The organism is Archangium violaceum, assembly GCF_016859125.1.
Classification (GTDB): domain Bacteria; phylum Myxococcota; class Myxococcia; order Myxococcales; family Myxococcaceae; genus Archangium; species Archangium violaceum_A.
In genome coordinates this window covers 1,811,761-1,824,577 of record NZ_CP069338.1, presented here as the reverse complement: position 1 = coordinate 1,824,577, position 12,817 = coordinate 1,811,761, and the positions used below count along the sequence as shown (strand labels likewise).

Sequence of the window (12,817 nt, the reverse complement as noted above, 5' to 3'; positions counted from 1 at the left end):
GCTAAACCGACACACCGCTGTCGCCGTCTCCCGGAAAAGCGAAACCGTGCGCCGCCCTCTCCGCGACGATCCATCCCCAGGCCTCTCTCCCCGCCGTGATCCCGTGCAGCGGCTGCTCCGCAACGTCGAGCAGGCCGGCACCGGGGGACACGAGGTCTCCCTGCAACTGAAGATCTTCAGTGGCTACATCGTGCTCGGGGGTGTGCTCACGGGCGCGCTCATGGCCACGGAGCCGCTGGGGCCGAGCTGGTTCTGGGGTCGCATCGGCATCGGTGTGGCCCTCAGCCTGGCGCTGGCCATCACCCTGCCGCGCTACCTGGCGCGGGTGACGCGCGTGCGGGTGCTGTCGCGCTCGGCCTTCGAGATCTCCCAGGGCGACCTGTCCAAGCCGCTGCTGGTCGAGCCGCCGCGGGCGCTGCGCCGCGATGAGATCGACGAGCTGGCGCTGGCCATCCGCAAGATGCAGGAGAACCTGCGCGACCTGGTGGGCAAGATTCAGGACACCGCCAAGAGCGTGGCGGACACGGCGAAGGATTTGCAGGGCTCGGCGGAGAACGTCAACGCGACCAACGAGGAGGTGGGCTTGTCCATGGACAAGATCGCCCAGGGCGCGGAGACGCAGTCGCAGCTGGTGGGCAAGACGTCCAAGGTCATCACCGAGATGGCCGGCAGCATTCAACGCACCGCGGCGAGCGCCGAGGACGCGGCCCGCACCGCCGCCGAGACGAGCAGCGCGGCCGAGAACGGCAGCAAGGCGGCCCTGCTGGCCGGCGAGAAGGTGAAGAAGGTCTTCAACCGGATCGAAGCGGCGAGCCAGCAGGTGTTCGCCTTCGGCGAGAAGACGCAGGAGATCTCGAAGATCGTCGACGCCATCACCCAGGTGGCGCAGCAGACGAACCTGCTGGCGCTCAACGCCACCATCGAGGCGGCGCGCGCGGGTGAGTACGGCCGCGGCTTCGCGGTGGTGGCCGACGAGGTGCGCAAGCTGGCCGAGAGCGCGGGCCGCTCGGCCGAGCAGATCTCCCGGCTGGCGCGTGACATCTCCGGCCAGTCCACGGCGGTGGTGAGCGCCATGAAGGAGGGCATCGAGGAGCTGGCCGAGGGCCGTGAGGACCTCACCGGCATCGTGCGCTCCATGGGGGCCATCACCGACACGGTGCGCAAGGTGGCCGAGAAGGTGCACCTCATCTCCGACAGCGCCCGCGAGCAGCTCAAGGGCAGCGAGGAGATGGTGAACGCCACCGAGGAGATCTCCCTGGTGGCCCGGAACAACGCGGCCTCCACGGAGGCCATCCAGGCGGTCATCCAGGAGCAGACGGACGCCATGGTGCGGATGACCTCGCTGGCCAGCGAGCTGACCAACCTCTCCATCGAGCTGCAGAGCGTGGTGCGCAGCTTCCGGCTGAACGCCTGAGCCCCCCGTCCTCCCCTCGGCCCTCGCCCGGGGGGCGGAACGTTCGTTTGTTTGCTGGCGCGGATTTCCCAGAACCCGATCCCTGCTGGTAGAAAGCCATCTTGTGCGGCACGTCATCTTCCGGGTGGAGAAGGAGCGCTACGGCCTGCCGCTGTCGGCGGTGAAGGAAGTGGTGGTGCCACCGGAGCGCTTCACACGGGTGCCTCGGGCGCCCGCGGCGGTGGCGGGGGTGATGAACCTCCGGGGGCGGGTGGTGACGGTGGTGGAGCTTCGCCAGTTGTTGGGCCTGCCGGATGGGCCCACACCACCGGCCCGGGTGGTGCTGTTGGAGCGCGGGCGCAGGGACCTGGGCCTGCTGGTGACGGATGTGGACGGAATCGAGGCGGTGGAGCGGGTGGGGTTGGCTCCGGGCAAGGCCGTGCCGGCGGTACGCGGGGTGGCGCGGTTGAAGGGGTTGGCCGTGACGGTCTTGGATCCAGAAGGGCTGGATTCCGCGGTGGTTGGACTCTTCACCGCGGGACAACAGAAGTGAGTAGCCGCCCGAAATCAGCGGGTGGTAGTGTCCGCGGCCCTCTTGGGGCCTTAAGCGGAGGCGGAGCTGCACATGGCTAAGCGGGTGCTGGTCGTCGACGATGCCATCTTCATGCGCAACATGATCAAGGACATCTTCGCGTCCGGCGGCTTCGAGGTCGTCGGAGAGGCGGCCAACGGATTGGAGGCCGTGGAGAAGTACAAGGAGCTCAAGCCGGATCTCACGACGATGGACATCGTCATGCCGTTCAAGAGCGGCATCGAGGCCACGCGGGAGATCATCAAGTACGACGCCAACGCGGTGGTCATCATGTGCTCGGCGCTGGGACAGGAGAGCCTGGTGATGGAGGCCATCGAGGCGGGAGCCTCGGACTTCATCGTCAAGCCGTTCCGCGCCGAGGACGTCCTGGCGGTCGTCAAGAAGGTGTTGGGCGAGGGCTGAGCGCCTCCCCACCCACGCGCGTCCGAGGTCGGACATGACGATGGACATGTCCCGCTACCTGGGTCTGTTCCTGACCGAGGCGAGCGAGCACCTGGAGGGTCTCGGTCGGGACCTCGTGCAGCTGGAGCGCGAGGGCGCGCCCGCGGTGGTGGACTCCATGTTCCGCCACGCACACTCGGTGAAGGGCATGGCCTCCTCGATGGGGTTCGAGCCCATCGCCGTGTTGGCCCACCGGGTGGAGGACCTGGTGGACGCCATCCGCCAGGATCCCAGCCGGCTGGAGCGCAACCTGGTGGATCTGCTCCTGGCGGCCACCGACGTGATGATGGCCCAGGTGCGCGCCGTGGCGGACAACAAGCCGCCGGATGATGCCTCGGCGCTGCTCGGCCAGCTGGCCGAACGGGTGAGCGTGCTCACGGGCCGCACGCCGGGCACCACGCGGGTGCTGAACCGGACCGCCTCCGCGTCCGTCAGTGCTCCACCCGCTCCGGCCGCCGCTCCTGCTCCCACCCGGGTGGCCGCGGCCGTCTCCGTCGACACCGAGGAGCCTCCCGCGCCCGTTGCCGAAACCCCGGCCGCGGAGACCTCCGCGGCCAGCTCCGCGACGGCCCAGCTGGCCGCCTCGGTCGCGACGGTCATCCGGACGGTGGAGGAGGAGGCGCCGAAGTCCCCGTCGCGGTGGGCGGTGCGGCTGCGCATCGCCCCCACCTGTCAGACGCCGGGGGTGCGCGCCTTCCTGGTGCACAAGCGGATGACGGGCCTGGGCACGCTGCACGAGCTGCGGCCGCCGCTGGAGGACCTCAAGGCCGGCCGCATCCCGGAGGGCTACATCCAGCTCGAGCTGGAGACGGCCGAGGGCGGCGAGGAGGGCATCCGCAAGGCGCTGCGGAACATCGCGGAGGTGGAGCTCGTCTCGTTGAAGCCGGCGGTGGTCGCGCCGCCCGTGCCCGTCACGGCGGCCGCGGGTCCGGTCTCGGTGGATGGCTCCCGGTCCTCCCCCGTGGGCGCGGACGCCACGCGCACGGTGCGCGTGCGCACGGAGCTGCTGGACTACTTCCTGGACACGGTGGGCGAGCTGCTGCTGGCCACGGCTCGCCTGCGCGAGCTGGGCAAGGTGCTTCCGGAGAACTCGCGCCCGCCCATCGAGGAGGGAGTCTACCGGCTGCAGGCGCTGGTGAAGGATCTGCACGACAAGGTGATGAGCGCGCGCATGACGCCGCTGTCGCTCATCACGGATCGGCTGCCCCGCGCGGCGCGCGACATCGCCCGGCGCAAGGAGCGCGAGGTCGACCTGGTGATAACGGGCGCGGAGATCGAGCTCGACCGGGCCATCCTCGACGAGCTGGCGGATCCGCTGATGCACCTGTTGCGCAACTGCATCGACCACGGCCTGGAGTCGCCGGAGGAGCGGGTGGCGGCGGGCAAGGGCCCGCGCGGGCGCGTGCTGGTGTCGGTGCGGCGCGCGCGCGACCGGGTGGTGTTGGAGATGGAGGATGACGGCCGCGGCATGAACGCGGCGAAGCTGAAGGCGGCGGCGGTGGCTCGCGGCGCCCTCAGCGCGGAGGCTTCGGCGCGGATGACGGACCGCGAGGCCTTCCTGCTGGCGTGCCTGCCGGGCGTGTCCACCGCCAAGGACGTGTCGGAGATTTCCGGCCGCGGCGTGGGCATGGACGCGGTGAAGCGGGTGGTGGAGAACGTGGGCGGGACGCTGGAAATCGAGAGCGAGTTGGGGCGCGGTACGCGCTTCACGCTGCGGTTGCCGCTGACGGTGGCGGTGGTGCACCTGCTGCTGGTGGCGGTGGGGGACGAGGTGTTCGGCCTGCCCATCGCCAAGGTGGTGGGGGCGATGGAGGCCGACGGCGAGGCGTTGGACCGCAGCCGGGAGATGCCGTTGTTGCCGCACGGCCAGGGGCTGCTGCCGGTGTACGCGCTGGACGAGCTGGTGGGAGTCCGGGCGCCGTCGCGCAAGGGCGTGCGGCCCTTCGTGGTGATGGAAGGAGACGCGGGACGGGTCGCGCTCGCGGTCGATCGACTGGTGGGGCAGGAGGAAGCGGTGCTCAAACCGCTGTCCCGGCCCTTGGACTTGCTACCGGGGCTCTCAGGGGTGACCATCCTGGGAAGTGGCCGCCCGGTGTTCATCCTGGACGTGCCGAGGTTACTGTCCGCGTGAGCCCTCTTCCGAGCGACATTCAGCTGGACGCCCTTCGTGAGGTGGCCAACATCGGCTGCGGGCACGCGGTGAGCGTGCTCGCGAGGCTGGTGGGCGGACGCACCGTGAACCTGTCCGTGCCGCGCGCGGTGGTGGCGACGGCCTCGGAGGTGGCCGGGTTGCTGGGTGGGGGAGATGCCCCCGTGGTGGCGGCGAAGCTGGGCATGCAGGGACAGCTCCGGGGCGTGTTGCTGCTGGTGCTACCCCGGGAGGACGCCTCGGCGCTGGAGTCGCTGCTGTTGCGGCGCCAGGACGCGCCGCCGGAGGAGCGGGAGAGCGCGCTGGCGGAGGCGGCGAACATCGTGGCGAGCGCGTGCCTGTCGGCCATTGGCACGCTGACGGGTTGGAGGCTGCTGCCCACCGTGCCGGTGCTGGTGCGGGGCGAGGCGGGCCCGGTGCTGGCGGACGCGGTGCAGGAGGCCCAGGGCGACAAGCGCATGGTGGTGCTCGAGACGCGCTTCTCTTCCGTGGGAGTCCCCGCGGTCTCCGGCCAGGTGCTGCTGCTGTTGGAGCGCGACAGCTCGAAGTCGTTGATCGCGCGCCTCGGCGTGTAAGCAGCCGGGCGTGCGTTCCTCCCGGGCCCGCTCGTTGCGACCCCTCACCTCCGGCTCCACCTTGACCCACCGAGGGGGCGAAGCAGCTCTGCGCCCCGGGGGGAGTCGGGCATGCGGAGGGTCATCTGGGGCGCGGTGGTGGGGGCGGTGGTGCTCTCGGGTTGCCGGACGGACGGCACGGTGGCGATGCGCCGGGGCTCGGGCAGCGAGGGAACCATCGCGAAGAATCCCTACTCGCTGGAGCGGGGCTTCACCATGAAGGGCACGGTCACCGCCGAGTACTCGGACGTGCTCGTCATCGAGGACAAGAAGGGCAGGGAGCGCTACCTGCGCATCACCGAGCAGACGCGCTACTACCAGGGCGGCAAGATGATTGGCCGTGAGTTCCTCGCCCCCGGCTCCACCGTGCGCGCCTCCTTCGCCAACCAGGACACGGAGATGATCGCCCGGGAGATCACCATCGTGGACGACGTGGGCAAGGTGGATCCACTCCAGGTTCCGGACAGGACGAACAGCATCCCCTGAGCCGATGCGCGGCGATGGCGCGTCGTGTCAACGCCATCGACATGCGCGCGTGGATTTGACGGGAGGTGCACGCGCGCCTCTCGTCACGTGAAAAACCGGGGGTGACCGCGCGCATTGACGTCCGCTTCCTGACATACGAAGTGGGAGGGTTCACTTTCGATAGCGGGTGTGGAAAAGTCCGGCGCAATGGTTGATTCGTCGCCTCGTCGCCTTCTGGCCAGACGCGCGAATAGTTGTCCCCCTCTCGTTACTTCCCTGTTGCTCCTCCCCTTGGCGTTCTCGGCCTGTGCCCACCGGCAGCCGCCCGCACAGGCCGCAACCTCGGAGGTGGGGACGAGCGCGCCCACTACCGCTCCGGCAGCGGTGCCCGCTCCGGAAGCCGGGGCCGTGGCCCCCGTGCGCCACTGGGCCGACGAGGTCCTCTACTTCGTCGTGCTGGACCGCTTCGCGGATGGGGACGCGGCCAACAACGTCCAGGTCGACAAGAAGGCCCCGGGCACCTTTCACGGCGGGGACTTCAAGGGCCTGCGCGAGCAACTCGACGAGCTGTCCTCGCTGGGCGTGACGACGCTCTGGCTGACCCCGGTGGTGAAGAACATCGACGGCTTCGTCACCGGCGCTGGCTTCCCGGACTGGGGCTACCACGGCTACTGGGCGGATGACTTCCATCAGCTCGACCCGCGCTTCGGCACCGAGCAGGAGTTGAAGGCGCTGGTGGACGCGTGTCACCAGCGGGGCATCCGCGTGCTGCTGGACGTGGTCTACAACCACCCCGGCTACAACTCGCGCTACCTGAGGGCGCCCGAGACGAAGGGCTGGCTGCGCTCGGAGGAGCTGGGCACCTGCGGGCAGGATGACGTGACGAGCTGCGTGTCCGGCCTGCCGGACTTCAAGACGGAGCAGCCCGAGGTGGCGAAGTACCTGCTCGACGCGCAGCTTGCCTGGGGCAAGCGCTCGGGCGTGGACGGCTTCCGCCTGGACACGGTGAAGCACGTCGATCATCCCTTCTGGCAGGAGCACCGCCGCCGCACCCGGGAGGAGCTGGGCCGCGACTTCTTCCTGCTCGGCGAGGTGTGGGGCGGGGACCGCGAGTCGCTCGACCCGTGGTTCGTCAACGACGAGATGGACGCCGGCTTCGACTTCGGCTTCCAGGGCAGCGCGCTCGCGTGGGCGCAGGGGCGCGGGCGCACCGTGGCCTTCGATGCCTACCTGCGCTCGCGGCACAAGGTGCGCAAGGGCTACCACCTGTCGCACTTCCTGTCCTCGCACGACGTGCCCGGCGCGCTCTTCCAGCTCCAGGGTGACAAGGCGCGCTTCCGGCTCGCGGCGGCGCTGCAGCTCACCACCTCCGGCATCCCCGTCATCTACTACGGCGAGGAGGTGGGGCGTCCCGGGGGCGACTGGCCGGCCAACCGCAGCGACATGCCCTGGGGCGAGCGCGCTGTGCAGCCCGGCGCGGGCCTGCCTCGCGACGAGTCCCTGCGCCAGTTCTACCAGAGGCTCATCGCCATTCGCCGCGCACACCCGGCGCTGTCACGTGGTAGTCACAAGGGCCTCGCCACGGAAGGCGATGTCTACACCTTCCTCCGGCACGAGCCGGAGTCGGGTGACGCGGTGGTGGTGGCGGTGAACCGCGGTGAGAAGAAGGCGTCCGTTTCGTTCCCCTGGCCCGAGGCCTGGAGCGGTGCGGACGCGGAGGATCTGCTCGACGGTGGCCGCCTGACGGCGGGTGCCACGATGGACGTCACGGTCGAGCCCTTGTCCGTTCGCATCCTGGGACGGGCGCGTTGAGTTGAACGAGAACACTCGCGAGTGGAGAACTGAATGGCCGGGGTTGTGTTCAAGGATGTGGCCAAGAGGTACGGCGATGTGTCGGTCATCGAGGGGTTGAACCTCGATATCCGGGACCACGAGTTCATGGTGCTGGTGGGTCCGTCGGGCTGTGGCAAGTCCACCGCGCTGCGGATGATCGCCGGTCTGGAGGAGATCTCCGGAGGCTCGCTCGCCATCGGCGATCGCGTGGTGAACGAGCTCCCGCCGAAGGAGCGGGACGTCGCCATGGTCTTCCAGAACTATGCGCTCTACCCGCATATGACCATCCGGGAGAACCTCGAGTTCGGTCTGAAGATCCGCAAGACGCCCAAGCCGGAGATGGACCGGCTGGTGAACGAGGCCGCGGAAATTCTCGGCATCACGCACCTGCTGGAGCGCAAACCCAAGCAGCTCTCCGGCGGTCAACGACAGCGCGTGGCGCTCGGGCGTGCCATCGTGCGCAAGCCGGCGGTGTTCCTCTTCGACGAGCCGCTGTCCAACCTCGATGCCAAGCTGCGCGTGCAGATGCGCTCGGAGATCAAGAAGCTCCAGCAGCGCCTGGGCGTCACCTCGGTCTACGTGACGCACGATCAGATCGAGGCCATGACGATGGGCCACCGCATCGCGGTGATGAAGGAGGGCAAGCTCCAGCAGCTGGGCACTCCGCTCGAGGTGTACGAGCGCCCGGCCAACGTCTTCGTGGCCCAGTTCATCGGCTCGCCGCCCATGAGCTTCGTCTCCGCCACGCTCTCGGCCGATGGCGAGGTGCTCGAGGGCGACGGCTTCAAGCTGCCGGTGCCGCGGAGCCTGCGTCCGGTGACCGCGGGCAAGGGTGGCCGGAAGCTGAAGGTCGGCATCCGTCCCGACAACATCGTCTCGCCCTCGGCCACCGCGCGCGGTGAGTCGGCGCAGGTGGAGGTGAACGTGGACCTGGTCGAGCCCCTGGGCAACGAGGTCATCGTCCACTCCCGTCTCGCCGAGCACTCGATCGTCTTCCGTCTCCCGCCGCAGCACACGCCCGAGGCGGGCTCGAAGGAGAAGGTCGTGATCGAGCTGGATGCGCTGCACCTCTTCGACGCCGAAACCGAGCAACGTCTGTCCGCTTCCTAGTCCGAGTTCGAGTCCTACCCCCAGGAGCTCCCGACATGAAGAACCTGCGATTGATGATCGCGGCCGTGTGCTTGTGTGCGCTCGGCCTGCTGTCCACGCCCGCCGCCGCCGAGACGAAGGAGATCGTCCTGTGGCACGCCTACCGCGCCGAGGAGAAGACGGCGCTGGAGAAGGTGATCGCCCAGTTCAACGCCGCCAATGCCGCCAAGGGCATCAAGGTGAAGACGCTGGCGGTGCCCTACGACGCCTACGCGGACAAGATCTCCGCCACCGTGCCGCGCGGCAAGGGGCCGGACCTCTTCATCTTCGCCCAGGATCGCCTGGGCGGGTGGATCGAGGCGGGCAACACGGTGGAGCCCATCGACTTCTACCTGGATGACGCGCTCCGCAAGCGTTTCATCCCCTCCACCATGGAGGCGATGACCTACCGCGGCATCGTCTACGGCCTGCCGCTGAACTACAAGGTCATCACGCTCATCTACAACAAGAAGCTCGTCCCGACGCCGCCCAAGACGAGCGGCGAGCTGGTGACGATCGCCAAGAAGCTGACCGACAAGAAGGCGGGCCGCTTCGGTCTGGCGTACTCCTACGGTGACTTCTACTACCACGCGGCCCTGATGAACGGCTTCGGCGGCGGCGTGTTCGGTCCGGGCACCATGCCCACGCTCAACAGCGCGCAGAACGTGAAGTCGGTGGAGCAGATGATGAAGTGGGCGGAGCTCATCATGCCCGCCGAGCCTTCCACCGCGCTCATCACCTCGCTCTTCAACGAGGGCAAGGCGGGCATCGTGTTCTCCGGCCCCTGGTTCCTGGGTGAGATCGCCAAGGGCGTGGACTACGGCCTGGCCCCGCTGCCCACGCTGGACGAGGCCGGCGGCAAGCCCATGCGCCCGTGGATGACGGTGGAGGGCGTCTACGTCTCCGCCCCGTCGAAGAACAAGGACGCAGCCTTCGAGGTGGCCCGCTTCCTCACCAGCGACGAGGCCAGCAAGATTCTCGCGCTGGAGGGCCGCCAGAGCCCCGCCAACCAGGCCGTGTACGCCGACGCCAGGATCTCGGCCGACGCGCAGCTCAAGGCGTTCCGCGAGCAGGTCGAGACGGCGGTGCCGATGCCCAACGTGCCGGAGATGACGATGGTCTGGTCGCCGGCCACCTCGGCGATGAACGCCATCCTCAAGAAGGCCTCCACCCCCAAGGCCGCCCTCGACGTGGCCCAGAAGGCCGTGGCCAAGGACGTGGCCGGCCTGCGTAAGAAGTGAGGAATTGAGTGAGCAACACGGCCCCACAGCGTGCTGGCGACGAACGGGGTAGCGCCAGCCACCCGCTCCCCGAGCGGGGTACCACCGAATCCCTTCACAACGCGGGTCCGTCCTCGGGCGGCTCGCGGGGTCCTGGTGAGCTCCGCCCGATGCGGGTGCTCGTGGGGCTGTTCCTCGCGCTGGGCGTGTCCCTCGTGCTCGCCCAGGGCCTCCTGGCCCGGACGTTGGAGACCATCTCCACCGACCGCGCGGATCGTCAGGCCCTCGTGTCCCTGCGTGCGCTGGAGGAGCTGGTCCAGCGCGCGGGGGGCTCGGGTGACTCCGTGCGCGCCGTGGTGTCCACCTGGAAGGAGCAGCTTCCTCCGGGCAGCGCGGTGCGCGTGATCGCCTTCTCGGGCATCCAGCTCGAGGCCTCCACCTTCCCCGAGGATCAGGGGGAGCGCGCGGCGCCCCGCCGGCTGTCGCGCGAGGAGAAGCCCCTCTATGATCGCGGCCAGCGGTTGCGCGCCGCGGTGGAGACGAACCGCGAGGAGGGCTCCGCGCGCAAGCTGGAGGTGGAGACCGAGGCGCTGCCCAACGGTGGGCGCCTGCTGAGCGCTCCAGTGGAGGTGGACGGCTCGGTGGTGGGGATGGTGGAGCTGGCCATCGCTCCGCTGGCGGCCCCGCTGAAGCCGGGCATGGGGCCGTTGCTGCTGTGGTTGCTGCTGCCCCTGGCGGTGTGCGCCGGGGCGTGCTTCGTGTTGCGCCGTCAGCTCCTGCTCGTCGCCGTGTCGGTGTTGGCGCTCGGGGTGGGCCTGGGCGGCTACGCGTCCTACTCGCTGGGCCTGCTGAGCGCCGAGGTGCGCGGGACGCAGGAGCTCGTGGCCGGACAGCTGCGCACCATGTCGCAGCGGGCCCAGTCCGTGATGGCCGAGCATCAGCTCGCGGCCGAGCCGGCGCTCCAGCCCGGCAACTGGGACGCGGACCAGTTCCGCCGTCCGCTCGGACTCGTCACCCCCGCGGGCGAGGTGAACGAGGCGGCGGTGTCCGCGCGCGTGGGTGAGCTGCGCTCGGGCGCGAACCGTGCCTTCGGTGGGCTCGGGGTGGTGGCGCTCGCCCTGCTGCTCTTCATCGGCATGGGCGGCCTGGCCCGCACGGTGGAGACGGTGGTGGAGAACCGCACCGCCTACCTCTACATCGCCCCCGCCATGGTGGGCATGGTGGTGCTCGTCTTCTTCCCGTTCTTCTACGGCATCACGCTGTCCTTCACCGACTCCAACCTCTACAACACGGGGCAGTCGCTGTCGGACATCTGGGTCGGCCTGCGCAACTACGCGGAGATCCTGGGCGACTTCAACATCGCCCGTCGCGCGCAGGACGGCTCCATCGTCTTCAACTACCTCAACTTCTACTACACGCTCTTCTTCACGGTGGTGTGGACGGTCACCAACGTGACCATCGGCGTCACGGTGGGGCTCATCCTCGCGCTCATCCTCAACGTGCAGGGGCTGGCGCTGCGCCCGGTGTACCGCGTGCTGCTCATCCTCCCCTGGGCCATGCCCAACTACATCACCGCGCTCATCTGGAAGGGCATGTTCCACCAGCAGTTCGGTGTGGTGAACCACGTCATCCGGATGTTCGGTGGCCAGGGGCTCGCCTGGTACGACACGCCCGTCAGTTCCTTCCTCACGGTGTTGGCCACCAACGGCTGGTTGAGCTTCCCCTTCATGATGGTGGTGTCGCTGGGCGCGCTCACCTCCATCCCCGTGGAGCTCTACGAGGCCGCGCGCGTGGATGGTGCCTCGCGCTGGCAGCAGTTCATCTCCATCACCCTGCCGTCGCTCAAGCCCGCGCTCGTGCCAGCCATCATCCTGTCGGTGGTCTGGACCTTCAATCAGTTCAACGTCATCTTCCTGGTGACCGAGGGCGAGCCGAGCAACTCGACGGAGATCCTCATCACCCAGGCCTACAAATACGCCTTCCAGCGCTACCGCTACGGGTACGCGGCGGCGTACTCGACGGTCATCTTCGGCATCCTGCTGCTCTACAGCGTGGTGCAGAACCGCGTTTCGCGCGCCACGGAGGCCGCCTGATGTTCTCGCGTCGAGATGGGGTGCCCCACTGGCCCCTGCACGTGCTGCTGGTGGGCTTCACCCTCTTCACCCTCTATCCCATCCTCTGGGTCATCACGATCGCCCTGTCGGGCAAGCAGAGCCTGGCGATCACCACGCTGCCCGAGTCCCCCACGATGATGGACCGGGTCCGCGCCGTCACGCCGTGGCCGGAGACGTTGTCGTTCTCCAACTTCTCCTCGGTGATGACGGATCAGCCCTTCGCGCAGTGGATGCTCAACAGCGCCATCATCGCGCTGGGCACCACGGTGGTGGGCGTGTTCCTGGCGTGCACCGCGGCCTATGCCTTCAGCCGCTTCAAGTTCACCGGCCAGCGCGCGGGGATGATGGCCTTCCTCGTGTCCCAGATGTTCCCGGGCACGCTGATGCTCATCCCCCTCTACATCATCCTGGTGCAGTGGCTGGGGCTGGGCAGCTCGCGCCTGGGCCTGATGATCGTCTACGCCACCACGTCCATCCCCTTCAGCGTGTGGATGCTCAAGGGCTACTTCGACACCATCCCGAAGGACCTGGAGGAGGCCGCGCTCATCGAGGGCGCCTCGGTGGGGAAGATCTTCTGGACCATCATCCTGCCGCTGGCCAAGCCGGCGGTGGCGGTGACGGCGCTCTTCTCCTTCATGACGGCATGGAACGAGTTCATCCTCGCCGCCACCTTCATGGACCAGGAGAACATGTACACCGCGCCGGTGGGGCTGCGCTTCTTCGTGGGCGGCTTCTCCCAGCAGTGGGGCTACTTCGCGGCCGGCTCCATCATCGTGTCCGTCCCGGTGGTCGTCCTCTTCCTCTTCCTCCAGAAGTACCTCGTCTCCGGTCTGACCGCCGGCAGCGTCAAGGGCTAGTCCGCAGTCGC

11 protein-coding genes are annotated in these 12,817 nt (G+C 68.7%); all 11 read left to right on the top strand.

Translation table 11 applies throughout. The features are described from left to right. Window positions 1–103 precede the first annotated feature (103 nt). Window positions 104–1,414 (top strand): methyl-accepting chemotaxis protein, encoded by a 1,311-nt coding sequence (locus JQX13_RS07680; RefSeq protein WP_430384160.1) that lies wholly within the window; start codon window positions 104–106, stop codon window positions 1,412–1,414. A 103-nt stretch (window positions 1,415–1,517) separates the two neighbouring features. Continuing rightward, window positions 1,518–1,946 (top strand): chemotaxis protein CheW, encoded by a 429-nt coding sequence (locus JQX13_RS07675; protein WP_203408395.1) that lies wholly within the window; start codon window positions 1,518–1,520, stop codon window positions 1,944–1,946. Between the two features lie 72 nt (window positions 1,947–2,018). Further along, on the top strand, window positions 2,019–2,387 hold the full coding sequence (locus JQX13_RS07670; protein WP_108067310.1) for a response regulator: 369 nt from the start codon (window positions 2,019–2,021) through the stop codon (window positions 2,385–2,387). A gap of 34 nt (window positions 2,388–2,421) precedes the next feature. Continuing rightward, window positions 2,422–4,557 carry a chemotaxis protein CheA gene (locus tag JQX13_RS07665; RefSeq protein WP_203408394.1) on the top strand — a complete coding sequence of 712 codons (2,136 nt, stop codon included), beginning with the start codon at window positions 2,422–2,424 and terminating at the stop codon, window positions 4,555–4,557. After that, window positions 4,554–5,150, top strand: a complete 597-nt coding sequence (locus tag JQX13_RS07660; protein WP_203408393.1) for a chemotaxis protein CheC — start codon at window positions 4,554–4,556, stop codon at window positions 5,148–5,150. Before JQX13_RS07665 ends, JQX13_RS07660 begins: the two co-directional genes overlap by 4 nt. A gap of 111 nt (window positions 5,151–5,261) precedes the next feature. Next, window positions 5,262–5,675, top strand: a complete 414-nt coding sequence (locus JQX13_RS07655; RefSeq protein WP_203408392.1) for a hypothetical protein — start codon at window positions 5,262–5,264, stop codon at window positions 5,673–5,675. A 387-nt stretch (window positions 5,676–6,062) separates the two neighbouring features. Next, complete coding sequence (locus JQX13_RS07650; RefSeq protein ID WP_239014602.1) at window positions 6,063–7,466, top strand: alpha-amylase family glycosyl hydrolase; 1,404 nt, start codon at window positions 6,063–6,065, stop codon at window positions 7,464–7,466. Between the two features lie 33 nt (window positions 7,467–7,499). Continuing rightward, window positions 7,500–8,597: an ABC transporter ATP-binding protein gene (locus JQX13_RS07645; protein ID WP_203408390.1), complete on the top strand. Its 1,098-nt coding sequence runs from the start codon at window positions 7,500–7,502 to the stop codon at window positions 8,595–8,597. A 35-nt stretch (window positions 8,598–8,632) separates the two neighbouring features. Continuing rightward, window positions 8,633–9,856 (top strand): extracellular solute-binding protein, encoded by a 1,224-nt coding sequence (locus JQX13_RS07640; protein ID WP_203408389.1) that lies wholly within the window; start codon window positions 8,633–8,635, stop codon window positions 9,854–9,856. A 149-nt stretch (window positions 9,857–10,005) separates the two neighbouring features. Continuing rightward, complete coding sequence (locus JQX13_RS07635; protein ID WP_203408388.1) at window positions 10,006–11,928, top strand: carbohydrate ABC transporter permease; 1,923 nt, start codon at window positions 10,006–10,008, stop codon at window positions 11,926–11,928. Next, on the top strand, window positions 11,928–12,806 hold the full coding sequence (locus tag JQX13_RS07630) for a sugar ABC transporter permease (protein ID WP_203408387.1): 879 nt from the start codon (window positions 11,928–11,930) through the stop codon (window positions 12,804–12,806). Before JQX13_RS07635 ends, JQX13_RS07630 begins: the two co-directional genes overlap by 1 nt. Window positions 12,807–12,817: the final 11 nt, after the last annotated feature.

Excerpts from the sequence above, each read along its gene's own strand:
- JQX13_RS07670 (WP_108067310.1), top strand. The coding sequence starts at position 2,019 with ATGGCTAAGCGGGTGCTGGTCGTCGACGATGCCATCTTCATGCGCAAC.
- JQX13_RS07665 (WP_203408394.1), top strand. The coding sequence starts at position 2,422 with ATGACGATGGACATGTCCCGCTACCTGGGTCTGTTCCTGACCGAGGCG.
- JQX13_RS07655 (WP_203408392.1), top strand. The coding sequence starts at position 5,262 with ATGCGGAGGGTCATCTGGGGCGCGGTGGTGGGGGCGGTGGTGCTCTCG.
- JQX13_RS07645 (WP_203408390.1), top strand. The coding sequence starts at position 7,500 with ATGGCCGGGGTTGTGTTCAAGGATGTGGCCAAGAGGTACGGCGATGTG.
- JQX13_RS07640 (WP_203408389.1), top strand. The coding sequence starts at position 8,633 with ATGAAGAACCTGCGATTGATGATCGCGGCCGTGTGCTTGTGTGCGCTC.
- JQX13_RS07635 (WP_203408388.1), top strand. The coding sequence starts at position 10,006 with ATGCGGGTGCTCGTGGGGCTGTTCCTCGCGCTGGGCGTGTCCCTCGTG.
- JQX13_RS07630 (WP_203408387.1), top strand. The coding sequence starts at position 11,928 with ATGTTCTCGCGTCGAGATGGGGTGCCCCACTGGCCCCTGCACGTGCTG.